Below are 24837 nucleotides of genomic sequence, written 5' to 3' on the forward strand. Positions count from 1 at the left end.
GCACCGGRTCGTGCAGSGTRTGGGTGCGCGCGTTGCGCCAGTGGCGGTCGAGGTTGTGGYKSGCGCGCGTGGCGGAGGAGCCGGCCAGCTCGAACAGCTTTTCGCTGGCGGCAAGCGCGGCCTCGGTGGTCAGCACCTTGGCCTCGGCCACGGCGACCGAAGCGCGTGCGCTGGCCTCGGCGTCCGGCCCCTGCGGCGCGGCCGCKGCGGCGATGGCGTCCAGCGCGCGGCCGGCTTCGAGCAGCACTTCGCGCGCGGCGTGCACATCGATCTGCAGGCGGCCCACGTCGGCGATGAGATGGGGGTCGTCGGTGGCGTGCTCCAGGCCGGAGTCGATCCACGGGCGCGCGTACTGCCGCGCGAAGGCAATGGCGTCGGCCAGCGCGGCCTCTGCGATGCCCTGGTCGATGGCGGCCTGGATCAGTTGCGAGGTGGCGCCGTACAGGCCGGGGCGCTCCGCCAGCTGCCACACCGGCAGCACGTCGTCGGGCGAGACCGGCACGTTGTCGAACACCACGCCGCCGCTGGCGGTGGTGCGCTGGCCGAAGGAGGACCAGTCGTCCACGATGGACAGGCCGCGCGCCTCGCGCGGCGACCACACCTGCACCGCGCGGCCCTGCGCATCGAGCGCGCGCGCCGGCACGCGGTGCGCGAACAGCGCGCCGGTGGAATAGAAGCGGCGGCCGTTCAGGCGCAGGCCCTGCGGCGTCTCGCTCAAGCGCGTGGTGCCTTGCAGCACGTCCGGGCTATGCTCGGAGCGGCGTTCCGGGCCGGCGTTGCCCAGCCGCGCGCCGGACAGCACCTCGCTGTAGAAGCGGCGCTTCTGCGCCGCGGAGCCGGCTTCGCGCAGCACGCCCAGCAGGCCGAAGTGGTTCTGCGGGATCTGGCCCAGCGCCGGATCGGCCGCGCACAGGATCACGAAGACCTCGGCCAGCGTGGCGTAGGACACCTCGGCGCCGCCGTAGGCGCKCGGCACCGTGATGCCGCCCAGGCCGCTCTCGGACCACAGGTCCAGTTCTTCCCATGGCAGGCGGCGCGTGCGGTCGCGCCCGGACGCGCCCTCTGCGAAGCGGGTGGCAAGATCGCGCGCGGCCTCGAGGGCCTGGGCGTCGGTGGCGATGCGCCGCACGCGCTCGGGGTCGGGCAGGCGCGCCGGCGCGGCCGGCAGGGCGGAAGCAGGAAAATCTGACAGTCGGGTCATGGCAGTCGAGGAAAGGAAAAGCTAGGCCGGCGCCGTGGTGCGGACGCGGCGCAGGCGAGGATTGAGGGCGGCCTGAAGGCCATCGCTGAGCAGGTTGAGCGCAAGCACGGTCAGCACTACCGCCAGCCCGGGGATGGCGGTCATGTACCAGCCGGTGCGCAGGGCGTCGCGGCMCAGGCCGATCATCGAGCCCCAGCTCACCACATTGGGGTCGCCCAGGCCGAGGAAGGCCAGCCCGGCCTCGGACAGGATGGCGTTGGCCACCAGCAGCCCGGTGGAGACGATGATCGGCGTCCAGGCGTTGGGCAGGATCTCGCGGAAGATCAGGTGCACGTCGCCGGCGCCCACCGCCACCGCGGCGCGCACGTACTCGCGCTCGCGCAGCGACAGGAATTCCGCGCGCACCAGCCGCGCCACGCTGGTCCACGAGGTCACGCCGAGCGCGAACACGATGGTGCCCAGCGTGGGCTTGAGCACCGCCACCAGGATGATGGCCAGCAGGAAGGCCGGGATGGTCTGGAAGAACTCGGTGATGCGGCTCAGCACGGCGTCGGTKCGGCCGCGGTAGAAGCCGGCCACGGCGCCCACCGTGACGCCGATGGCCAGCGCCACCAGCGCCGACGACACGCCCACCAGCAGCGACACGCGCGCGCCGTGCGCCAGCCCGGCCAGCAGGTCGCGGCCCATCAGGTCGGTGCCGAGCGGCGTGGCGGGACCGGCGCCGGGCCAGGTGTAGGGCGCGCCCACCATGTCGAGCGGGTCGTCGGGGAACAGCACGCCGGCCAGCGCGGCGGCCGCGGCCACCACCAGCAGCACGATGCCGCCGAGCCAGATCGAAGGTTGCAGGTACCAGCGTTTCATGCGGCGCTCCCGGTAGCGGATGCAGGCGGGCGCGCCGGCGAGGCCGCGCGGCGCACGCGCGGATCGAGCGCGGCCTGCGCCAGATCCACGAGAACGTTGGCCAGCACCACCAGCACGCCGCTGCAGATCAGCACGGCCAGCAGCACCGGGATGTCGCGGCTCTTGATGGCTTCGAACGACAACTGTCCGAGGCCGGGCCAGGCGAACACCGTCTCCACCACGATCGAGCCGCCCAGCAGGGCGCTGCTCTGCACGCCCAGCATGGTGACCACCGGCAGCAGCGCGTTGCGCAGCGCATGGCGGAAGATCACCTGGTGCTCGCGCGCGCCCTTGGCACGCGCGGTGCGGATGTAGTCTTCGGCCAGCGTCTCGATCATGGCGGCGCGCGCCAGCCGCGCGTACACCGCCACGTAGTAGATCGCCAGCGTCAGCACCGGCAGCGCCAGGTGCCGCAGGTAATCCAGCCACAGTTGCACGCCGTGGTAGCCGGCGTTGACCTCGCGCAGGCCGCCTACCGGCAGCCATTCGAGCTGTACGCCGAACAGCACGATCAGCATCAGCGAAGTCCAGAACATCGGTGCCGAATAGCCCACCGTGGCCAGCGCCGACAGCACGGTGTCGGTCAGCCCGTGCGGGCGCCGCGCCGCCGCCACGCCCAGCAGCACGCCGGCCAGCGTGGACAGCAGCAGCGCCGCGCCGACCAGCGCCAGCGTGGGGCCGAGCCGGTCCAGCAGCAGGTTGAGCACCGGCTCGCCGAAGCGGAACGAGTAGCCCAGGTCACCCTGCGCGATGCGGCCCAGGTAGGCCAGCAGTTGTTCCGGCAGGCTGCGGTCCAGCCCGTAGAGCTGGCGCAGTTGTGCCACGTACTGGGGCGGCACGTTGCCGCTCTCGCTGGCGATCACGTCGACCAGGTCGCCCGGCAGCGCCTTGAGCAGGGCGAAGTCCAGCACGGCGGTGGCGAACACCACGCCCAGGAGTTGCAGCAGGCGCCTGAGCAGCGACCTGAGCAGGGATCTGGCTATGCGCACGGCGTCCTCGCTTTACTTGGCGGCCAGCCAGACCCGGGCAAAATTGCTCTGGCTGTGGTCGAAGGTGTCGGTGACGTTGCGCAGGCGCTTGTCCCACACGCCGAACCAGCGGAACTCGAACAGGTTGAGCAGCGCCAGGTCCTGCTGGGCCAGCTTCTGGAAATCCTGGTAGAGCCGCACGCGGCGCGCCGGGTCGGGTTCCACCTGGGCCGCTTCGAGCAGGCGGTCCGCTTCCGGGCTGGCGTAGCCGGAGGCGTTCTGCCACGGCGTGCCCTTCGATTCGGCCTTGGACCAGTAGTGCTGCTCGACGCCGATCTGCGGGTCCTGCCAGTTGATGCCCCAGGAACTGACCAGCTGGAAGTTGTAGTCGCTGAAGACGTTCTTGGTCCAGGTGGGCAGGTCCTGGCCGCGCAGGTTCACGTCGATGCCCACCGCGCGCAGCGACTGGCGCACGAACTCCCCGGTGCGGCGGTAATCGTCGCCGAAGGGGATGTAGTCATGGTCCAGCTTGAAACGCCAGCCGTCGGCCTTGCGCGGGAAGCCGGCTTCGTCGAGCAGGGCTTCGGCCTTCTTGCGGTCGTATGGGTATTGCCTGGTGTCGCGCGTGTAGAAGGTCTTGAGCAGCGAGGACACCGGCCCGGTGGCGGGTTCCGCGTAGCCGCCCCACACGGTCTTGACCAGCGCCTGGTCGTTGATCGCGTGCAGGATGGCCTGGCGCACCTGGAGCTTGCCGATGATGGGGTCGCGCAGGTTGGGGATCAGCCACAGCCAGCCGGCAAAGCCGTTGTAGCCCTCGGTGCTGACCACCAGGTTGGGCGACTTGGCCAGGCGGTCGGCATCGGCGAAGGTCACCGGGTTGCGCTMGCCGTATTGCACCGCGCCGGTTTCCAGCGCGGTGGCGCGGCCGGCCACGTCGGGAATGATCTTGAAGGTGAGCTTGTCAAGGTAAGGCAGGCCCGGCGCCCAGTATTTGTCGAAGCGCTCCAGTGCGATGTGCTGGCCACGCACCCACTCCTTGAAGACGAAGGGGCCGGTGCCGACCGGCTTGTTGTTGTACGGGTTGTTGGGGATGTCGGTGTTTTCGTAGAGATGGCGCGGCAGCACCGGCGCGGCCACCACGTCGAGCGCGTTGAGGATCACCGGGGTCGGCTTGGCCAGCGTGAGCACCACGGTGTAGTTGTCGGGCGTCTCCACCTTGCGCAGGTGCTGGAACACGCGCCGCGCGGTCGGCGCGTACCTGGACCAGATCTGCTCGGCGGAGAACTTCACGTCGGCGGCGCCGAAGGGCTTGCCGTCATGCCACAGCACATTGCGGCGCAGCTTGATGCGCACGGTCAGGCCATCGGGCGAGACGTCCACGCTCTCGGCCAGTTGCKGGCGCGGCTTGAGGTCGGGGCCGTAGTCGAGCAGGCCGTCGAAGATCTTGCTGACCACCGTGCGGCCCGGGGTCGACGTATTGATGAAGAAGGCCAGCGTGGGCGGCTCGGGGTGCACCACGGCATCGAGCGCGCCGCCGCGCTGAGCGCCTTGCTCGGTATTCGGCGCGGACTTGGTCAGGGCCTGTGCCTCGGGCAACAGGCCGCCGAACAGGCCGCCGGCCAGCAGCGCGCCGCCGGCGCCCAGCCATTGTCGGCGCTGCGGGCTCTGCAGGTCGGCGGTGCCGGGAGAGGCTGCGTCGGCAGCGGAGGACGGATCGGCGATGGCGCGGTCTGGAGCGGTCATGGGGCGTCTGTGAGGCCGGAAGGCGGAATGTTGGAAAGGGCGAAGGAACGAAAGCGGCGCGATGAAAGCGGCGAAGGTGCAGCGAAGGCGTAGCGCAGRAAAACGAAGTCAGACGGAATGGAATCGAATCAGCCGGCCAGCGCCAGTTGCGGCGGTGCCGGCGCATCGTCGCGGCACGGCCGCGCGGTGCCCGGCACGGCGGCCAGCAGCGAGCGCGTGTACGGGTGCCGCGGGCTGGCCCACAGCGCATCGGGCGTGCCGCTTTCCACGATGCGTCCGGCCTGCATTACGCACATGCGGTCGGCGATATAGCGCACCACCGACAGGTCGTGCGAGATAGACAGGTAGGTCAGGCCATGCTCGGCCTTCAGGTCCGCCAGCAGGTTCAGGATCTGGGCCTGGATCGACACGTCCAGCGCCGAGACTGGCTCGTCGCAGATCACCAGCTCGGGGCGCAGCACCAGTGCGCGCGCAATCGCGATGCGCTGGCGCTGGCCGCCGGAAAACTCATGCGGATAGCGCMCGCCGGCGGCGCGGCCAAGGCCCACGTCGTCGAGGATGGCGGCAATGCGGCGCGCGCGTTCGGGGCGCTCGCGCACGCCGTGGATGGCCAGCGCGTGGCCGAGGATCTCTTCCACGCGCTGGCGCGGATTGAGCGAGCCGTATGGGTCCTGGAAGATCAGCTGCACGCGCCGCCGCCACGGCAGCAGGGCGGGCGGCGCCAGCGCCAGCAGGTCCTGGCCGGCGAACAGCACGCGGCCGGCATCGGCCTGCGCCAGGCGCACGATGGCGCGCGACAGGCTGGACTTGCCGCAGCCCGATTCGCCCACCAGGCCCACCGTTTCGCCGGCGGCGATGTCKAGCGACAGGCCGTCCACCGCGCGCACGCGCTGGTGATCGTCGCCGGGGTAGCTTAGCGTCAGGTCTTGCACGCTGAGCAGTGGCATGGCGGCCGCCGCAGCGCGCGATTCGATGCGCCGTGGCGCGGCGGGCGGCGTCACCAGCCGGAAATCGCCGTCGCTCCCGGCGCGGATCTCCGCCAGCCTGTMGCGGCTATAGTGCAGCCCGCCGGCGACGTGCAGCGAGGCGCCCAGCAGGCCGCGCGTGTAGGCATGAGCCGGCGCGGCGAACAAGGTTCCGGTGGCGCCTTCCTCCAGCTTGCGCCCGCCGTGCATCACCGCCACGCGGTCGGCGTAGTCCGCCACCACGCCGAGGTCGTGCGTGATGAGCAGCACCGCCATGCCCAGCGTGTGGCGCAGGCTGTCGATCAGGGCCAGGATCTGCGCCTGGATGGTGACGTCGAGCGCGGTGGTGGGCTCGTCGGCGATCAGCAGGCGCGGGCCGCAGGCCACCGCCATGGCAATCATCACGCGCTGGCGCTGGCCGCCGGAGAATTCGTGCGGATAGGCGTCGAAGCGCCGCGCGGGTTCGGGCAGGCGCACCAGTTCAAGCAGCTCGATGGCGCGCGAACGCGCGGCACGGCGCGACAGCGGCTGGTGCAGGGTGATGGCCTCGGCTACCTGCTGGCCCACGCTGAGCACCGGGTTCAGCGAGGTCATCGGTTCCTGGAAGATCATCGACACGCTGCGCCCGCGCTCGGCGCTCAGCGCGCGCTCGCCCAGGCCGATCAGTTCGCGGCCGTCCAGGCGCACGCTGCCGGTGCTGCGCGCATAGGCGGGCAGCAGGCCCATCAGCGCCAGCGCGGCGCTCGACTTGCCGCAGCCGGACTCGCCCACCAGCGCCAGCATCTCGCCGGCGGCGAGCTGCAGGTCGAGTCCCTGCACGGCGTGCTTGCCGGGAAAGTGCACATCGAGCCCGCGCACGGCKAGCAGCGGCGCGGCTATGCTGGCGGCCGGGGTGGCATCGGATCGGGGAGTCTGGGCAGGAAAAACCATGCGTGCATTGCAGCATGGCACCCCGCGGTCTTCCCACGAATATTTGCGTAGATGCTTACTCGGATATGCGTTTGTGGCTGCCGGCGCGCTGTGCTAGCGCGGCGCGGCGCAGGGCGCGCAACCCCCATGGCGCCTGGGCTGGCGGGACGGGCGTTGCTTGCGTGGCGGCGCTCGCGCACCTGGGCGGCGCGGCGGCGCCTGCTGGCGGGCATGCAGTTTGCGCGCGCCATGTTGGCAGGCGGGCAGCGCGTGCCCGCCCCCGGCCAGCCTAGGCGGCTTGCGGCGCCGGGAACACCGGCTCGCCCAGGTTCAGCATCAGGCGGTTGGCCCACGCGAAGATGGCGATCGAGTGGATCAGGTCCAGGATCTCGGCGTCGCTTACGCCCACTTCGCGCAACGCGCGCAGGCTGTCGGCACTGACTTCGTCGGGCTGCTCGGTCAGTTCGATGGAGAACTTCGCGATGGCCTGCTCGCGCGCGGTGGTGCCGGCGCCGCGCGGGTMTTCGAACACCTGGGCGATCACGTCGTTGCGCTTGGCCAGTTGCTCGAAGSGCTGGGCATGGACCGAGGCACAGTACACGCAGCCGTTGACGCGCGACACCACCGTGCTGGCCAGCTCGCGCTCGGCGCGCGCCATGCCGCCGGGGGCGTACATGATGGCGTTGAAGGCGGTGGAGCGCTGGCGCAGGATCTCGGGCTGGTGCACCAGGAACAGGTAGTAGTCGGATACCTTGGCCTTGGGGTGGCTTTCCTCCAGCACCGCGATCTGTGCGGGCGTGGCCTGGTCCAGCCGGGCCACATCCAGCCATGCCTTCCAGTCGAGCACTTCGTTGGTGAAGCCGTGGGCCTTGATGGGTGCGTTGGCGGGCAAGTTGGCGGACAAGTTGGCGGGMGCGCTCATGCTGCGTTCTCCTCGGCTTGCAGGGTCTTGAGGGCCTTCAGGCCGGCCACCAGCCGCACCTGGTAGGACAGGAATGCGATCAGCTGCGCCAGCGTCACCACGTCCGGCGTGGACAGGCCCGCCGCGGGCAGCGTCCTGAGCGCGGCTTCGTMGCCGGCCACCGGGTTCTCGATCAAGGTGCGGGTGAAGGCCAGCATGGCGCGCAGGCGCGCGTCGGCCAGCGTGGCTGGATCACCATGTCCGGCGGCTTCGATCAGTGCGGCGTCGGCGCCGGCTGCCTCCAGGCGCTGGCGGTAGTGCGCGGCCAGTTCCGGCGAGGGCGTGAGGCGTGCCGCATAGAGCGCKACCAGCAGGCGCTCGGCCAGCGGGAGGCCGGGCAGGGCGGGATCGAACAGGGCATCGTAGCTGCCCTGGGTGGCGGCTGCTACCTTGTCGCGCTGGTGGCGCAGCGCATGCGTGGCGGAGCCGGCCGCGATGCCGGCCACGCGGTCGACCACGTCGGGATTGGGGTTGGCTTGGGTCATGACCTTGTCTTCGTCTCGGTTCGGTTGACGGTTTCGTTCTGGCTCGGGAATCGGTTGGTCCGGATGGCGGGATCAGCGCGCTGGCGGCGGGTCGGCGGCCACCCATTCGTCGCCGAAGACCTCGGGCTCGGCAAACGCCTCCAGATTGGCGTAGTGCGTCTCGACGTCTTCCTGGTAGAGCAGCGCGGCAATGCCCTGGCCGAGCCGCCTGGCGCCATCGCTGATGGCCGGGATGTCGCCCGACACGGTGCCGTGCGTCAGTGCCGCGGGGTAGTTGAAGCAGTGGATGCGCGACAGCCCCGGGCAGGCGCCCGGCGTCGTCTCCAGGAATTCGAAGGCGGGGCCGAGGTCCGGCGAGTCCGACAGTTCCTGGTCTTCCTGCCCCGCGCGCGGCGCGTAGCGGTCGCGCCAGTAGCGGATATGCGGGGCGAAGGCGGCGAACTCGTCGCGGCTCTCGAGCKCGATGCGAAAGCCCGTGGAGAACACCAGGAAGTCCAGCTCGAACACGCCCCTGGACGTATGGACGCGCAAGGTGTCGCCGGCCTGCTCGATGCGCCCGATCGCGYAGCCGAGGTTGAAGCKCGCGTTCGCGTGGCGCGACACCCGCTGGGTGCTGCCGCGCGGCGGCGGTACCTGCTGCACGTTGATGTAATGGCGGATGCGCCATTTCCATTCGTCGGGCAGCCCCGGATAGCCATGCGTCATGCCTGCGTTGCCGGCGCCTTTGCCTTTGTTCACGCGGGGGATGTCGGCGCGGCGGATCAGCAGGTCCACGCTGGCCGCGCCCGCTTCCAGCGCGGTGGCGGCGCTGTCCATGGCGGATGCGCCGGCGCCTATCACGCCCACGCGCTTGCCGCGCAGCGTGCCRTAGTCGAATTCGTCGCTGGAATGCGCCCAGCTCGCGCGCGGCAGCGCTTGCGCGAAGGGTGGCACATAGGCGCCGCCGAGGCCGTCGCGGCCGGTGGCCAGCACCACGCGGCGCGCCAGCACGGTCTGCATGCCGTCAGGGGTGCGCATTTCCAGCGCCACCAGCCCGTCGGCGCGCGGCAGCACGCGCGCCACGGTGTGCGCGTTGCGGATATCGAGTTMGAGCACGCGGCGGTACCAGCGCAGGTAGTCCATCCATTGCAGGCGCGGGATCTTGTCCAGCGCCTCCCAGGCCGGCGTGCCGAACTGCGCTTCGAACCAGGCGCGGAAGGTCAGCGCGGGCAGGCCGAGCGCGGGGCCGGTGAGCTGCTTGGGCGAGCGCAGCGTCTCCATGCGCGCGGTGGTGGCCCACGGGCCTTCGAAGCCTTCGGGCGAGCGGTCGAAGATGCGCACCGCGATGCCGAGGTGCTTGAGCGTGGCGGCCGCGGCCATGCCTGCCATGCCGCCGCCGACCACCGCCACGTCGAGCACCGGCTGGCCCTGATGCGTGCGCGCGGGAACCCACGCTTTGGCGGGCAGCTCAAGCCAGGCCAGGTCCTGACGTAGGCGTGCTTCCAGTGCGGCCAGGCCTTGGGCGGCGCCGGCGGCGGCCGGCCGGGCCGGGGTGATGTCGGCAGTCAGGGTCATGATTCGTTCGTTTCCGTATCTTGGGAGGCGTGCGCGTCGTCGGCGGGGCCATAGAGCGCTTGCAGCAGCGCGCTATGCTCTTCGGGGCCGCGCTGCGTGAAGTCGKGAAGCAGCGCGCGGGCTGCATCGGCCAGGGCGTCGATCAGCGCCAGCACCGCCGCGCTGGCCGGGCGGCCCTGGGGCGTGATCACGCCGAAGTAAAAGGGAATGTCGGTATCGATCGGGCGCACCACGATGTCGGCCAGCGGCACGCCGCGCGCGGTAACCGGCTCCAGCACGGCAATGCCCAGGCCGGCACGCACCGAGGTCAGCGCATTGAAGGACGAATTGGTATTGATCAGTGCGGCCGGTGTCACCCCGGCGCGGGCAAAGCCTTCGTCCACGCGGCGGCGCAGCCGGTAAGGGTTGTGCATGGTGATGATGCGCCGGCCGCTGCAGGCCGACAGTGGAATCGCAGCCAGCGCGGCGAGCGGATCGTCGGCGCGCACCGCGGCCACGCAGGCGGCCTGTCCGATCCAGTGCACGGTCACGCCGCGATGCTCCAGCGGCAGGCTGGTGACGCCGATCTCGGCGGCGCCGGTCAGCACCGCATGCACGACCTTCTCGGGGAACAGGCTATCGATATGGATCTGGCTGGACTGGCCCGCTACGCCATGCGCGCCATACGTACCGTGCGCGGGATGGCCGGCCTGGTTTGCGGCCTGGCCCATGGCCTGGCCCACGGCGTGATCCGGCAGGCGCCMGGCGAGCGCCAGCGGCAGCAGCCCGGCCGCCAGCGCCGGCGTGGCGGCGATATGCAGCGGCCGGTTCGCGTCGCGGGCGATCTCGTCGGCCCGGGCACGGATCTGCTTCAGGCCCACCAGCGCATGTTCCACGTCCTCGTACAGCAGGAAACCACGCTCGGTCGGCGTCACGCGCGGCCCGCTGCGCACGAACAGCGCAAAGCCGATCTCGGCCTCCAGTTCCTGGATCAGCCGCGTGATGACAGGCTGCGARCGGCCCAGCAGGCGGCCAGCAGCCGTGATGCTGCCGCTGGTGATGACTGCCGCGAAGGCTTCCAGCTGCCGGATTTCCATGGTTTGGCACGATGTATGTGGTTTTAGCATTCTCCATCGTTAAGTATTCTGATTGCAAATACTATTTTTGCATTCCTTCGTGCTACGACAGATGGCCGAGGCGCCGCATGGGGCGAGCACGTATCATGCGATCAACCGACGTCGCCATCCGCATGCCGCCGCTCATGGAAAGCCTGCCTTCGACACCGCAACCTTGTTTCGCCCGCCGGTATCCATTGCGGCCCCGGCTGGCGCTGGCCTTGTGCTGGGCGCTGGCGTGGCTGGCATTGTTGGCGCCGGTGCGCGCCGATACGCTGCGGGTTGGCTCCAAGCGCTTCACCGAGTCCTATATCCTCGGCGAGATCCTCAGCCAGACCGCGGCCGCCCACGCCAGCACGGAGAACACGCCTGGCCTGGGCAACACGGCGATCGTGTTCGAGGCGCTCAAGAGCGGCAGCATCGACCTCTACCCGGACTACACCGGCACCATCGCCAGCGAAATCCTCAGGCTGCCGGCCGGCGCCAGCCTCGAGCAGATCAACCAGGGTCTGGCGCCGCTCGGCTTGGCGGCGGGCATCGCGTTCGGCTTCGAGAATACCTACGCGGTGGCCATGGCAGGCGCGAAGGCGGGCCGGCTCGGGCTGGCGACGCTGGATGACCTGGCCGCGCATCCCGATCTCCGCCTGGGGTTGTCGCACGAGTTCCTGGGCCGCGCGGACGGCTGGCCCGGCCTGGCCCGGCGCTACGGCCTGCGGCAGCGGCCGCTCGGGCTGGACCACGGCGTGGCCTACGAGGCGCTGGCCAGCGGACAGGTCGACGCGATCGACATTTATTCCACCGACGCCAAGATCCGCAAGTACGGGCTGCGCGTGCTGGCCGACGATCGTCACTATTTCCCGCGCTATGACGCCGTGGTGCTCTACCGGCGCGACGTGCCGCAACGATTTCCCGGTGCCTGGCAGGCGCTCGAAGGGCTGGCCGGCAAGATCAGCACGGCKGACATGATCGCCATGAACGCGGCCGCCGAACTGGACGGAAACTCGTTCGTCACCGTGGCGCGCAATTTCCTGGCGCGCGGCATCGGCGGCGTGGAGGCGGGCGAGACGGCGGCGGGCKCGCGCGCCGGGCTCGCCGGCACACTGTTCAGCCGCGACACGCTGAACCTGACATGGCGCCATCTGGGGCTGGTGCTCGGCGCGGTGGGCGCGGCCACCTTGCTGGGCGTGCCGCTGGGCATCGTGGCGGCGCGCCGGCCGCGGCCGGGGCAGGCGGTGCTGGCGCTGGTCAGCGTGCTGCAGACGGTGCCGTCGCTGGCCTTGCTGGCGATGCTGATCCCGCTGATGGGGCGCATCGGCGTATGGCCTGCGCTGGTGGCGCTGTTCCTCTATGCGCTGCTGCCCATCGTGCGCAATACGCTGACCGGCCTGCGCCAGGTGCCCGCCGGCATGCGCGACGCGGCGCGCGCGCTGGGCTTGCGGCCCGGCCAGGTGCTGCGCTATGTAGAGCTGCCGCTGTCGATGCCGGTGCTGCTGGCCGGCGTCAAGACCGCCACCATCATCAGCGTGGGCACGGCCACCATTGCGGCCTTTGTCGGCGCCGGCGGCTACGGCGAGCGCATCGTCACGGGGCTGGCGCTGAACGACGACAGGCTGCTGATGGCCGGTGCGATCCCGGCCGCCGTGCTGGCGCTGGTGGTGCAGGGCGGCTTCGAGCTGGCGGAGTGGTACCTGGGCCGGCACGGACGCACCGGCAGCAKGCACTGAGCAGCGCTATCGCTGAAGCTGAAGCTGGGCCTTGGCCAGCGCGCCGAGCGTCGCCACCGCGTTCTCCACCGCATCGCTCCAGAGATGGCCGTAGTTCAGCCKGATGCAGTTCCGGTAGCCCTGCCGCGCCGAGAAGATCGGCCCCGGCGCGATGCCGATGCCGTGCTCCAGCGCCGCGCGGTGCAGGGCGAGTGCGTCGAAGCCCTCGGGAAACTCGACCCAGAGGAAGTAGCCGCCGTCCGGCTGCGAGACCCGCACCGATTCCGGAAAGTGCCGGCCGATCGCCGCGATCAGCTGGCCTTGCTGTATTTCCAGCACATGGCGCAGGCGCCGCAGGTGCTTGTCGTAGCCGCCGTTCTGCAGGTATTCCGCCAGCGCCACCTGGGTCGGCACGCCGGCCGACAGCGTGGTCATCAGGCGCAGCCGCTGGATGATATCGCCGTAGCGTCCCGGCGCCACCCAGCCCACGCGGAAACCCGGCGCCAGCGTCTTGGAGAASGARCTGCARTGCATCACCAGGCCTTCCTGGTCGAAGGCCTTGGCGGGCAGCGGACAGCGGTTGCCGAAGTACAGCTCGCCATACACATCGTCCTCGATCAGCGGCACGCGGTGGCGTGCCAGCAGCGTCACCAGCGCCTGCTTGCGTGCTTCGGACATGCTGGCCCCAAGCGGGTTCTGGAACTGTGTCATGAACCAGCAGGCCTTGATGGGGTGGCGCTCGAGGGCATTTTCCAGCGCCTCGAGATCGATGCCTTCGCTCGGGTCCACGGGGATCTCCACCGCGCGCAGGCGCAGGCGCTCCAGCGCCTGCAGCGAGGCGTAGAAGCCTGGCGATTCGATGGCCACCACGTCGCCGGGCTGGGTCACCGCCATGAGGCACAGGTTGAGCGCCTCCAGCGCACCGCTGGTGACGATAATCTCCTCGGTCGGCTGGGGCGCGCCCGCGCCGAGGTAGCGCAGCCCGATCTGCTGGCGCAGCGCCAGATGCCCGGCCGGCATGTCGTTGACCGAATACCACGGATCGAGCTCACGGCCGGCGCGCGCCAGCGACTTGCCCAGCCGCTCCCACGGAAACAGCTCGGGCGACGGGAAGGCCGAGCCAAGCTGGATCAGTTGCGGATCGCGGGCGGCGTCCAGCACGGAGAACACCAGCTTGGAGATATCCACGTCGGTGGAGACCTGGTGCGTGCGCCGCACCGCGGTCTGCGGCAACGGCAGCGTGCGTCCGACCGGGCCGGTCACGTAGTAGCCCGAGCGCTCGCGCGCCCGTACCAGCCCACGCTCTTCCAGCCGGTAATAGGCCTGGAAGGCGGTGGCCGGACTCACGGCGTACTGCGCCACCGTCTTGCGGATCGACGGCATCTTGGTGCCGGGCGGCAAATTGCCGTTGCGGATGTCCCTGGCCAGCGTCTCCGCCAGTTCTTCGTAGCGCTTCATGGGTTGGGCAACAGCCGGGTGGTCCGGCGGGCTGTCAAAACTGATACGCAAAATTATCGCAGATCTGATGCTGTTATTGCTTGCCGGCAACAGCCATAATCCGTTCCAACCCGTAAAGGATTTGCACCCGGATCTCCCCTCGGCGGCCGGACGTACAAGGAAGGAAAAGCAAAATGAACCCCTTGAGATTGGTGACCACCGTGTTGTGGGGATTCCTCGGCCTGCGCCGTGGCGAGGAGCATATGCGCGACTTGCAGGCGGTGCGGCCGGTGCCGCTGATCCTGACCGGCGTGGTGCTGGCGGCCGGGCTGGTGCTGCTGTTGCTCACGCTGGCGCACTGGGCGGTGACGCACGGCTGAGCGCGTGGGTTTCGTGCCCGGTCGCGCGGCCAGCGCACAGACTTGCCCGCCGCGTGCGGGCTGTGCTGCGTTGGCCTGCCGGCAAGCGCGCCGTGTGCAATGGTGCGGACAACGATACATGACGACATGAGCCTCATCCCCGGGCGGCCCGCCGCTGCCAACGGTTACATCAGCGACATCAGCTTGCTGGCCGGCGGCCTGCGCAAGAACGTTCGCCGTGCCCTCGGCGCCATGCTGCTGCTGGCATCGTGCGCGGGCCTGGCGCCGCTCGCCGCCGCCCAGCCGGCGGACACCGCGAAGATCGAGCGCGGCCGCTACCTGGCCAAGGTCGCCAACTGCGCGGCGTGCCACACCAGCCCCGGCGGTGCGCCGTTTGCCGGCGGGCTGCCGCTGCGCACCGGGGTGGGCACCGTCTACTCCACCAACATCACGCCCGAGCCCGATACCGGCATCGGCGCCTATAGCCTGCAGGAATTCGATCGCGCACTGCGCCAGGGCGTGGCGAAACATGGCAAGCGGCTTTACCCGGCCATGCCTTATCCGTCCTACGCCAGGCTCGATGAGCCCGACGTGCAGGCGCTCTATGCCTACCTGCGCGCCGAGGTGAAGCCGGTGCGCAGCGAAACCGCCGAGCCCGATATGCGCTGGCCATTCAATATGCGCTGGCTGCTGCGTATCTGGAACTGGCTGTTCCTGGAGAGCGGGCCGGTGCACACCGGCACCGGCCAGAGCGCCGACTGGCAGCGCGGCGCCTACCTGGTCCAGGCCGTGGCCCACTGCGGTGCCTGCCACACGCCGCGCGGCACGCTGATGGCTGAACGCGGGCTCGACGAGCGCAGCCGGCATTTCCTGGCCGGCGCCAGCGTGGACGGCTGGGCCTCGACCAGCCTGCGCGGCGATCCGCGCACCGGGCTGGGCGGCTGGTCGCGCGAGGAAATCGCCGAGTACCTGCATACCGGGCGCAACGCGCACGCCACCTCGTTCGGGCCAATGTCCGAGGTGATCGCGTCGTCGACGCAGTTCATGAGCCGGCCCGATCTCGACGCGGTGGCGACCTACCTCAAGTCCATCCCCGGCGCGCGCGACGAAGCGCCATACCGCTACGATGCCGGCACTGCCGACCGCCTCGCCCAGGGCCGCTTCGATACCGCGGGAGCGCGCCAGTACGCGGAGTTCTGCATGCCCTGTCACGGTGCGGGCGGCAAGGGCTTCGCGCGGGTGTTCCCGCCGCTGGCGGGCAATCCCACCGTGATGGACCCGGACCCGTCGGCGCTGGCCAGCCTGCTGCTCGACGGCGCCGTCACGGCCCAGGTGGGCACGGCCGCCACCGACTACCACATGCCCGGCTACGGCTGGACGCTGGACAACCAGGAACTGGCCAACGTCCTGACCTTCATCCGCGGCGGCTGGGGCAACAACGCCAGCCCGGTCAGCGAGGCAACGGTGGCCGCGCGGCGCGCCRAACTCGGCCGCCACAAGGAAGCGATGAGCGGGCGCTGAGCCCGCGCCACGCCCGGGCACGCGAAGAGCAAAAGACCGGCATGACCMCGACCCCGACATGACCCCGACCCCGACATGACCATTACGCGCAGGGATTTCCTCAACGGCGCCGCGCTGACCATCGCCGCTGGCCTGGCGCCCGCCCAGTTGCTGCAGGCCGCCGAGCGCGGCGCGGTCTATCCGCCGGCACTCACGGGGCTGCGCGGCAACCATGCCGGCACCTATACGCTGGCGCACAGCCTGGCGCGCGAGGGCGCCAAATACCCCGGCGTGCTCGCGCGCGAAGTGTTCGACCTGGTGGTGGTGGGCKGCGGGCTCAGCGGGCTGGCGGCCGCGTGGTTCTACCAGCGCCGCTTCGGCGCCGGCAAGCGCATACTGATCCTCGACAACCACGACGATTTCGGCGGCCATGCCAAGCGCAACGAGTTCACCGTGCGTGGGCGGAAGCTGGTTACCTATGGCGGCAGCGCCGAGATGCCCTCGACCGCGCTGGATAGCCGCGCCGTTGCCACGCTGCTGGCTGGCCTTGGCGTCGAGACGAAGCGCCCGCCGCCGGTGGCGCGCGATCCCTACCGTGACCTCGGCATGGGCCGTGCGGTGTTCTTCGACGCCGAGCATTTTGGCCGCGAGCAACTGGTGGCCGGGGATCCCTTCGCCGAGCTCATCGACGCGCGCAACGCGGGGCGCGCGCAGCCGCCCTCCGCAGATGCGCTCAAGACCTTCCTCGACAAGGCGCCGCTGCCGCCGCAGGAGCGCGCCGCGCTGGCGCGCCTGGCCGATGGCGGCACGGATTTCCTGCCCGGCATGAGCGATGCCGAGCGGCTGGCCTATCTCAAGCGCACCCCGTACGCCGTCTTCCTGCGCGACAAGGCGGGCCTCGGCCTSGATGGCCAGCGCTTTTTCCGCAGCCGCAGCAACGACGMCTACGCGCTCGACGCGGACGGCATCTCCGTGTTCGACGCGCTCGGCATCGGCCTGCCGGGCGGCAAGAACATGCCGCCGGCCAGCCTCGATCCGCGTCTGGGCAAATCGGCCGCCTCCACGTTGTGGTTCCCTGATGGCAACGCCTCGCTGGCACGCCTGCTGGTGCAGAGCCTGGTCCCTGGCGTCGCCAGGGGGGCGGGCCCCGAGGCCATCGGCACGGCGGCCTTCGACTACAGCCGGCTCGACACCGACGACGCCACGGTCCGGGTGCGCCTGAACAGCACCGCCATCGCCATCGAACCTGACCAGCGCATCACGCGCGTCACCTACGGCTGGAACGGCAACCTCCACCGCGTGGAAGCCGCGCACGTGGTGCTGGCCGGCTACAACATGATGATCCCGTTCATCATGCCCAGCCTGCCCGAAGCCCAGAAGCAGGCCCTGCGCTCKGATGTGAAGGCACCCGTGGTCTACAGCAAGGTGGCGCTCGACAACTGGCAGGCCTTTGCCGCGCTCAAGGCGCGCCGGATCCATGCGCCCGCCATGGCCTACACCGACCTGTGGCTGGAAACCCCGGCCGGCGCGCGCCCGTCCGACCCCGTGGTGCTGCATATGCTCTACGTGCCCACCGTGCCCGACAGCGGCATGCAGGCCCGTGATCGCTTCCGCGCCGGGCGCGCCTTCCTCCTCGGCACGCCGTTCGACGCGCTCGAAGCCGGCATCCGCGGCCAGCTCGACCGCATGCTGGCGGGAGGCGGATTCCGGTCCGGCGACGTTATCCGCGGCATCACCGTCAACCGCTGGGCGCACGGCTACAGCTACATGCCCAACAGCCTATACGAAGACCAGGCCGCCGCGCAGGCCACGCTGAACCGCGCGCGCGCCGCCGCGGGCAATGTGGTCATCGCCAATAGCGACAGCGCCGGCAGCCCTTCGATGACGGCGGCAATCGAGCAGGCGTGGCGGGCGGTGGGGGAACTGGGCGGCTGAGGCAGGCCTAGTCCGAAGCATCCGGCGGCGTCGCCGTCCACGCAATGCGGTGGGCTGCCTCCGTCGCGCGGTGGCGCGCATCGTCCTCGGTATGCAGGTAACCGCTGGTGGTGGCGATCGAGGCATGGCCAAGGTTGTCGCGCACGAAGCGCAGGTCTACCTGGCCATCGGTCATATGCGAGCCAGCCGTGTGGCGCAGCCAGTGCGCCGAGGCGCTGGCCAGCAGGTCGGCGCGGCTTTCCCATTCGGGCCCGCGCGTGCGCAGGCGTTGCGCCGCCAGTGCAAACACTTCCTTGAGCACCAGGTGCAGCGCGCCGCGCGATAGCGGGCGCGGTGCGCGCGCCTGCCCGGTCACCGGCAGCACAAGCGGCCGCGCCTCGCCTGGCAGCGGGCTGGGCGGCAGGCCGCAGGCGCGCCGGTAGCGCGCCAGCTCCGCGATCAGCTCATCGGTGGCAGGCACCAGCCGCGTCTTGCCGCCCTTGCCGGTCACTTCCAGCCACCAGCGCTCKACGCCGTGCGCATCGCGCCTGCTGAAGAACGCCCCCATGGTAGTGTCGGCCACCTCGGCCGCGCGCAGGCCCCCCAGGTACAGCACCGTCAGCAGCCAGCGGCAGCGCGCCGCGTGCTGGCGCTCGCGTTCGGTTTGCGCCGGCATGCTTTCGATGGTGTCCTTTACCGCTTGCCACAGTTCGTGGCTCAGGTAGCGCGTGATCCGGGGCTTGGCATGGCCGCGCCGCCGGCGTGCCAGCGAGAGCGGGTTGCCGGCCAGGTAGCCGGCTTCGACCAGCCAGGCAAACAGCGCGTTGATGATCACCAGCGCGTGCCGCACGCTGGCMGGGGAGAGCGCGCCGGCGAAAGGCCGCCAGTCGGGCGCGTCGCGCGCCAGTTTCTTGCGCGACGTCATCACCCAGCGAGCAGCCGGCTGCGGGTCGGCCAGGAAGCGCTCGTACACCAGCAGATCCTCATGCGTCAGMGATGACAGCGGCTTGCCATGCTGCATCACTGCCMATAGCAGCAATCGTTCGGCCTCGCGCCGGTAGCTTTGCAGCGTGGCGGGGGTGCCGCTGTAGCGCGCCAGCCAGGCAGCCACGGCAGCCACGTCATCCTGCGCGGCGATCTGCGGGACGCCGCCACGGGCACGGTTGCTGCCGTCGGCGCCCGATAGCGCGGGAGGCAGGGCGAGTTGTTCCAGCGGCGATGCCGGCAGCGTGGCGAGGGGCAGGGCAGGGACGGAGGCTGGGACAGGCATGAATGGCAATCCATCTGCAGGCGATTCGAGGCGTGATTATAGACAGAAGCTACCTCGCAAATACGCCGTCCTCGCGTTGCGCGTCGAGCGGTCGCCTCGGACTGGCTAGAGAATCACGACTCTATTGCGCCCGTTGTTCTTGGCTCTGTACAACGCGCGATCGGCGGCCGCGAACGTTGTCTGGTGCGCGGAATCCGTGCTGCCTAGTCGGCGCCTCACCGCCGCGCCGACACTGACGGTCACCACGCCGGCCGGGGAGCGGCGGTGGGCAATCGCGAGGCGAGCTACACCGGCGCGCAGCTTTTCCAGTGCCGCCTCCAGGGCCGGCGGTGGCAGGCGGCAGAGCAGAAGCCCAAACTCTTCACCGCCCAGACGCCCTGCAATCATCTGGTGCTCATCAGCGATTGACTGCAGGACCGAAGCCACCCGGCGCAGACACGCGTMGCCAGCCTGATGCCCATAGGTATCGTTGTATTGCTTGAACCAGTCGATATCGACCATCACTGCACCCATCTCATCGCCGTCTGMTGCCTCATCCCACTTTCGGCGAATGCTTTCGAGCATGAAGCGCCGGTTGAACAATTGCGTGCCCGGGTCGGTTGCATTCGCGCTTCGCAGCTTCAGATCGTTCTCGATCATCGCGCGCAGATGGCGAAAGACATCGGCTTGCGCGGCGGTCATGCGGCCGGGTGCCGCATCCATGGCACACAAGGCTCCCACGATCTCGCCGTMAGGTCCCCGCAGCGGGATGGCCGCATAGAACCGTACAAAAGGCGCGTTCCGCACGAGTGCGCAGTGGGCGAAGCGAGGGTCCGCGCCGGCATCTTCGACGACAAAAAGCGCGTCATTCTGTACGGCGTAGTTGCATAGCGACTGCCTGCGAGGTATTGGCAAAACGGACAGGCCGATCTCCGCGCGATAGTGCTGATGCTCGGCGTCCAGCAACAAGATCGCAGCAATMGATGCGCCGGTCACCGCTTTCAAGATACTGGTGGCGTGTCGGAAGCATTCCCGCATCACCTGATCGTCATGAAGCAACCACTCAATGACAGGCGACTCTCCGTTCGTGCTGGAACCTGGAAATTCACAGGACTGCGCACGGCTAGCCGGGTGATCATTGAAGGAGAAAGACAATTTAATTCCACGCGAATCGAATATCCAATGTCAACGGCTTGCCACATGAAAACTTTAATCGGAATGTCATGGTTGGAATCGAAGAGGCCAGTCGGGTACGTTTCCTGCCATTCGTGAATGCCGGGGTCGTCTGATMGGGTTCAGCCATCGCGGGATTGGACATTGACGCGTGGACTGATTCGCGGGGGAGGTGGTCAGGATTTGCCCTGTCGACCCTGCGGTACGGCTTCTGGGTGAAGGCTGAGGCTGGCACGGACGGGACCCACGGCCATCTTGATCGTACGCGGTACCGTGCAACGGACGGTGCGCCGATACCATACTCGCTCCTTGAAGCGCACCCCCCCACTTCGAGGGGTTATCGCATGATGATCTGTTGCCGATAGGGTGAGGAAGCGCAATCACGCCAAAGGCGGATAGCCGACGTCTGCGCTCATCGTGATTCACCCAATATCGCTAAAGCACGCGAACTTGATACAACCAGATTAAATACGCGGTCTCGGTGGGGGCTGCCTGTGACCCAAGGTTTTGGCATAAGCGCCGTAAGGCAATCATTTATCGGTATTTCATCGCGATGTTCCGCGTACTACAGGCAGGCTGGCCCAGCTGCGCACTCCTCGATCTGCGACGTCACAACAAATGAGAGCAGCCCTGTCCCGTGCAGACCACGCGGATGAGGATCATCTCAAATATCTTGCCAGCCCAACACAAGCAGATGCAKACGCGGCCCACCTATACCAACGCAGGCAATTTCACGATTCGGTTCCCGTTCCCCAAGCCTTACGGCGAAGGCTTGTGCTATTACGTGCTCGCGCCGGCCACTTCTGCGTCTTTCGGATTCGCCCACCAGCGTAACCCACATGTCACGCGGCTCGAGTCGGCCCTCGCCGTCCTCCCGGAAACCGATGTCGAGTTTTTCCGCGAGCTCGTCAAGGCGTTTCTACGCTATGGCAAGCTGGCCGCCATCTTCCGGCTATTCATCGCATATCGGGACGGCGCCCCACAGGTAGATTCCTCTTCCATCCGCTACTTTGATGTCGACGATCCCGACTCTGGCGCCAAGGAGTTGGTCCTCAACCTTGATTGGACAGGTTTCAACCGCCGTCTTGTCGCCCAACGCTGATTTCCATTGGGATGCCGGGCCGCGGTTGCCGATGGGCGCGCAACATCAGGCGGCGCCATCGGGGGGCGCGGACACGCCGGTGCGATCCATGCCGGCCAGCGTGAATGAAGCGCCCTTGCTGTCTGCGCCGTCGGTGTAGGGCGAACGCGATTCGAGCGCGCCGCGGGCACCGTCGGTGTAGACGCTGCGCGGTTCCTGTACGCCGCGTGCGCCATCGGTGTACACATTGCGCGCTTCGTTCACGGTGCTGGCGCTGGCAGTCTGCACGTGCAGTGCAGTGACGGCGCTCGCTGCGAGGATCAGGGCTTGCAGGACGGTGGCGACGGAACGGCTTTGCATGATGGATCTCTCTCTATAAGTCGGTTGGAAAACACTTGAGATGGTCCATGTCGTCGTTGCCGGCAATCCGGAGACCGATGTCGGTGAACCATGGAAGCCATGGTAGGAGAGGGGCACGGGCGGCGGAGGATACAGTGCCCCGCCGACTMCGACATCACAGTTCCGGGCCCGGCGATGCCTATGCGCCAAGTGCGCGGGGAACACCCAGGCTTCGCCAGTTCTTCTAACGGCGCTCGTCGCATCGCCATCAACTGTTCCAATCGGCGTTGAGCGAGGTCAGCGCCAGGGTCGCAGCCCTGGCTAGGTAAATGCGGCGGCAACTGGCTGGTGTGCTCCGCCAATGCCTCTTGGCGTAATGCTGCGTGGCAAACGGCTGCCCGGAGCCTGTCTTACGTGTATTGCGAAGGCCATGCAKGAACTGGTGCTCGCTTCAATGAACGTAGCTCATCGGCCACGAAGACTCGCGCCATGGTGATCCATGGGAAACGAAGCGCGGTACCCGGGCGGTAGAACGAAATCATCGGGTAGTGGCCGTCAAGGATGCACTTGAAGTGGCKAACACCCTTTTGCGGATGGGTTGCCGTGTAGCAGGCACCGTGGGTTAATTCAAACTCGACGGGGCCCTGGTGGAACGTCATGGTGCGACCACAGGCAACGTMCGTCGCAGTACCGGTTTCTTCGCCCTCTGCCGAAGCCAGCTTGATCACAAACCAATCATCGAACGCTAGCGTTGTCTTCCCATCAGCCACTTCCATCAGCCATTGTTCGKAGCGCGGAAACGGCGGCAAAATTGTATCTAAGTCAATTGCCTGGCGTTTTATCTTCATTCTGCACTTTCTTTCAGGCCCGTTTAAATGTCATKAACAGGAYGGACCTGAAACTGACAGCGAGCTATTGTGATTTCCATKGGGGATCGTCTCCGGATACTTGCCTGGGCGCCGCACATCGCGAGGATTCMGGTTGGCGCCGTCCGAGATCATCCGTGGGACGACTACCCGGGCGACAACTATCGCGCCAGGGCAGCGGGCGCCGTCGCACTGGTGATCGAGTCAATCCGGACAGTGCGAGAAGAGCGCAGAGCCACTACCGACATTGGCGGATACCTGTCCGGAACCCTGTGGCGAGATGACGGGGGAAATACGTGCAGGTCCTTTGCAAGGCCTCACACCCAAATCCGATCGATTACGGACTGTACCTTTAGCCCAAGGCAACGCACAGATACAGTTCATGCCGCCGCCAAGGTGGACAGTGCTGGACGACCGTGGAAGACGTTCGCGGTATTGCGATTGCGTTCCATCAGGCTTGCCTCGGCTGGTGGATGGCGCGCGCAACGTCATGGTCGTCCAGGCGACGGACGCCGGCATGAAGCCGCCGGGGTTGATGATGCTGTCATCGCCTCAAGTCCCGGGGGKATGGTATTTCAAGGCGCTGCGGGGGGCGGCGCGGCCCGGCTGATTCGCCACGTCAGGTGCATTTGCGGCCTTCTTGCCGAAGTACGATGCACTAGACTTTAGATGTCGCCCCAGAGGCGAATGGCAGCCTACCTTTCGCTTTTGTCCGCAGCACGGGTACGCTGGCATGACAGGTCCAGCGTTGCCGCTTTGCATCTGGCATTGCATCGCGAGCGCTGCCGTGTATTGAGCAAAGCACTCGAAATTTTCCAGCCGGGGCGTTGCGCCGATGCGCGCGGAGGATCTCGTCATGCGCCCGTCCACATTGTTCCATTGGCTGGCTGGACTACTTTGCCTGGCTGTCTTTGCCGCACAGGGGGCGCAGGGAGTTGACCAGCGACCGCCGGCCGCAAGCGCATCCGTGCCGGCAGCAAGCGCCTCCGCGCCGGCTGCGTCCGCACCTGCCCGCCAGCTCAACCTKGCGGTCAAGCCGTGGCAAGGTGACTTCGACGCCATGCTTGAGCGGCGCATGATTCGCGTCCTCGTTCCCTATAGCCGCACACTCTATTTCAACGACAAAGGTAGCGAACGCGGCCTGACCGCGGAACTGATGCGCGACTTCGAGCGCTACCTKAACAAGACCTACGCTGACCGGCTGGGCAAACGTCCCCTCACCATCTTCATCATTCCGACCACGCGGGATCGCTTGCTGCCCGGCCTGGCGCAGGGGCTTGGCGACATCGCCGCGGGCAACCTGACCGTGACGGACGAGCGGCTCAAGCAAGCGGATTTTTTTGCGCCACGGGACCGCAAGCCGGTTCGCGAACTGGTCGTGACCGGACCGAAGTCGCCTCAGATTGCCACGCTGGAGGACCTTGCCGGCAAGACTGTCCACGTGCGGCGCGCGTCCAGTTACTACKAAAGCCTCACCGCGCTCGACAAACGCCTGCGCGATGCGGGCAAGCCACCCATCAAGCTGACGCTGCTGCCCGACGCGCTTGAGGATGAGGATGTTCTCGAGATGCTCAATGCCGGCCTGCTCCAGATTGCGGTCGTGGATGACTGGAAGGCCGCGATGTGGGCGCAAATCCTGCCGAAGGTGAAAGTGCACAACGACATCGCGGTTCGTTCCGATGCCGTGATCGGCTGGGCTATGCGCAAGAACAGTCCGCAATTGCAGCAGGTCGCCAGCGACTTCTATCTTCAATACGCGAAGAAGCAAGGGGTGGTCGACTATCGGCTGAAACAAGCCATGAAACGGGTCAAGCAGATTGCCAATAACACCGAGGCCGCCGAGCTCAAGCGCTTCCAGCAAGCGCTTGCCCTGTTTGAAAAATACGGCAAGCAATATGACTTCGATCCGTTGATGCTTGCGGCGCAGGGCTTTCAGGAGTCGCAGTTGAACCAGGAAGCGCACAGTCGCGTGGGCGCGATCGGCGTCATGCAGATCATGCCATCCACGGGCAAGAGCCTGAACGTGGGCGACATCAGGACCGTCGAGTCGAATATCCATGCCGGTACGAAGTACATGGACCAACTGATGACGCGGTACTTCCCGGATGCCAGGTTTACCGAGAACAACCGTCCGTTATTTGCCTTCGCCAGCTACAATGCCGGCCCTGGCAATATTGCGAAAATGCGCAAGGCCGCCGAAGAGCGGGGCCTGGACCCGAACAAGTGGTTCAACAATGTCGAGATCGTGGTGGCGGAACAGATCGGGCTGGAAACCACCACCTATGTGCGGAACATATACAAGTACTACGCGGCCTACCGGCTGCTCCTGGAAGCTCAGGAGCAGCGCAGCAAGGCAATGCAAAAGGCTCGCCAATAGTGGCGCCGGGATGCGGCCTGACGCCGCCTTGAACGGTACTGGACCAACGCGGCGAAGCC

Annotated in this window: 18 protein-coding genes and 1 pseudogene; 6 read left to right on the plus strand and 13 right to left on the minus strand. The window is 68.0% G+C overall.

All coding sequences use genetic code 11. From position 1 onward, the window contains the following. The 8 genes and pseudogenes from AC1DKV_RS23075 to AC1DKV_RS23110 all read right to left on the minus strand — a co-directional run. The coding region (locus AC1DKV_RS23075) for an SfnB family sulfur acquisition oxidoreductase (protein WP_477138049.1) at nucleotides 1–1201 on the minus strand (1201 nt) is incomplete at its 3' end. A 21-nt stretch (nucleotides 1202–1222) separates the two neighbouring features. Then, nucleotides 1223–2062: an ABC transporter permease gene (locus tag AC1DKV_RS23080; protein ID WP_477138050.1), complete on the minus strand. Its 840-nt coding sequence runs from the start codon at nucleotides 2060–2062 to the stop codon at nucleotides 1223–1225. Further along, nucleotides 2059–3090: an ABC transporter permease gene (locus AC1DKV_RS23085; protein WP_441615616.1), complete on the minus strand. Its 1032-nt coding sequence runs from the start codon at nucleotides 3088–3090 to the stop codon at nucleotides 2059–2061. Before AC1DKV_RS23085 ends, AC1DKV_RS23080 begins: the two co-directional genes overlap by 4 nt. 12 nt (nucleotides 3091–3102) lie before the next feature. Further along, nucleotides 3103–4812, minus strand: coding sequence for an ABC transporter substrate-binding protein (locus AC1DKV_RS23090; protein ID WP_477138051.1), 1710 nt, complete (start codon nucleotides 4810–4812; stop codon nucleotides 3103–3105). Between the two features lie 128 nt (nucleotides 4813–4940). After that, complete coding sequence (locus AC1DKV_RS23095) at nucleotides 4941–6707, minus strand: ABC transporter ATP-binding protein (protein ID WP_477138052.1); 1767 nt, start codon at nucleotides 6705–6707, stop codon at nucleotides 4941–4943. A 268-nt stretch (nucleotides 6708–6975) separates the two neighbouring features. After that, a pseudogene (locus tag AC1DKV_RS23100) lies at nucleotides 6976–8132 on the minus strand (CMD domain protein). Between the two features lie 72 nt (nucleotides 8133–8204). Next, nucleotides 8205–9686 carry an NAD(P)-binding domain-containing protein gene (locus tag AC1DKV_RS23105; protein WP_477138053.1) on the minus strand — a complete coding sequence of 494 codons (1482 nt, stop codon included), beginning with the start codon at nucleotides 9684–9686 and terminating at the stop codon, nucleotides 8205–8207. Continuing rightward, complete coding sequence (locus AC1DKV_RS23110) at nucleotides 9683–10762, minus strand: LysR family transcriptional regulator (RefSeq protein ID WP_477138054.1); 1080 nt, start codon at nucleotides 10760–10762, stop codon at nucleotides 9683–9685. Before AC1DKV_RS23110 ends, AC1DKV_RS23105 begins: the two co-directional genes overlap by 4 nt. 164 nt (nucleotides 10763–10926) lie before the next feature. Between AC1DKV_RS23110 and AC1DKV_RS23115 the strand changes: the two genes are divergently transcribed. Then, complete coding sequence (locus tag AC1DKV_RS23115) at nucleotides 10927–12504, plus strand: ABC transporter permease/substrate-binding protein (protein ID WP_477138098.1); 1578 nt, start codon at nucleotides 10927–10929, stop codon at nucleotides 12502–12504. Nucleotides 12505–12510: 6 nt separating this feature from the next. Here the strand turns inward: AC1DKV_RS23115 and AC1DKV_RS23120 are convergent, their stop codons facing one another. Then, complete coding sequence (locus AC1DKV_RS23120) at nucleotides 12511–13941, minus strand: aminotransferase-like domain-containing protein (RefSeq protein ID WP_441615626.1); 1431 nt, start codon at nucleotides 13939–13941, stop codon at nucleotides 12511–12513. Nucleotides 13942–14114: 173 nt separating this feature from the next. On the opposite strand from AC1DKV_RS23120, the gene AC1DKV_RS23125 reads away from it, so the two are divergent. The 3 genes from AC1DKV_RS23125 (at nucleotide 14115) to AC1DKV_RS23135 (ending at nucleotide 17714) form a co-directional block, all read left to right on the plus strand. After that, complete coding sequence (locus AC1DKV_RS23125; protein WP_441615628.1) at nucleotides 14115–14300, plus strand: DUF2970 domain-containing protein; 186 nt, start codon at nucleotides 14115–14117, stop codon at nucleotides 14298–14300. Nucleotides 14301–14531: 231 nt separating this feature from the next. Continuing rightward, complete coding sequence (locus tag AC1DKV_RS23130; protein ID WP_477138099.1) at nucleotides 14532–15800, plus strand: cytochrome c; 1269 nt, start codon at nucleotides 14532–14534, stop codon at nucleotides 15798–15800. Nucleotides 15801–15875: 75 nt separating this feature from the next. After that, nucleotides 15876–17714 (plus strand): flavin monoamine oxidase family protein, encoded by a 1839-nt coding sequence (locus tag AC1DKV_RS23135; protein ID WP_477138055.1) that lies wholly within the window; start codon nucleotides 15876–15878, stop codon nucleotides 17712–17714. A gap of 7 nt (nucleotides 17715–17721) precedes the next feature. On the opposite strand, the gene AC1DKV_RS23140 is transcribed toward AC1DKV_RS23135, so the two are convergent. Together AC1DKV_RS23140 and AC1DKV_RS23145 are read right to left on the minus strand one after the other, a co-directional pair. Then, nucleotides 17722–18963, minus strand: coding sequence for a tyrosine-type recombinase/integrase (locus AC1DKV_RS23140; protein ID WP_477138056.1), 1242 nt, complete (start codon nucleotides 18961–18963; stop codon nucleotides 17722–17724). A 105-nt stretch (nucleotides 18964–19068) separates the two neighbouring features. Beyond that, nucleotides 19069–20097: a sensor domain-containing diguanylate cyclase gene (locus AC1DKV_RS23145; RefSeq protein ID WP_477138057.1), complete on the minus strand. Its 1029-nt coding sequence runs from the start codon at nucleotides 20095–20097 to the stop codon at nucleotides 19069–19071. Nucleotides 20098–20767: 670 nt separating this feature from the next. On the opposite strand from AC1DKV_RS23145, the gene AC1DKV_RS23150 reads away from it, so the two are divergent. Then, nucleotides 20768–21217 carry a hypothetical protein gene (locus tag AC1DKV_RS23150; protein ID WP_477138058.1) on the plus strand — a complete coding sequence of 150 codons (450 nt, stop codon included), beginning with the start codon at nucleotides 20768–20770 and terminating at the stop codon, nucleotides 21215–21217. A 45-nt stretch (nucleotides 21218–21262) separates the two neighbouring features. Here the strand turns inward: AC1DKV_RS23150 and AC1DKV_RS23155 are convergent, their stop codons facing one another. Together AC1DKV_RS23155 and AC1DKV_RS23160 are read right to left on the minus strand one after the other, a co-directional pair. Beyond that, complete coding sequence (locus tag AC1DKV_RS23155; protein ID WP_441615637.1) at nucleotides 21263–21556, minus strand: hypothetical protein; 294 nt, start codon at nucleotides 21554–21556, stop codon at nucleotides 21263–21265. Between the two features lie 389 nt (nucleotides 21557–21945). Beyond that, nucleotides 21946–22383: a hypothetical protein gene (locus tag AC1DKV_RS23160; RefSeq protein ID WP_477138059.1), complete on the minus strand. Its 438-nt coding sequence runs from the start codon at nucleotides 22381–22383 to the stop codon at nucleotides 21946–21948. 874 nt (nucleotides 22384–23257) lie between these two features. Between AC1DKV_RS23160 and AC1DKV_RS23165 the strand changes: the two genes are divergently transcribed. Continuing rightward, nucleotides 23258–24778 carry an MltF family protein gene (locus tag AC1DKV_RS23165; RefSeq protein WP_477138060.1) on the plus strand — a complete coding sequence of 507 codons (1521 nt, stop codon included), beginning with the start codon at nucleotides 23258–23260 and terminating at the stop codon, nucleotides 24776–24778. The last annotated feature ends 59 nt before the right edge of the window (nucleotides 24779–24837 follow it).

Source organism: Cupriavidus sp. 05T41, assembly GCF_056396525.1.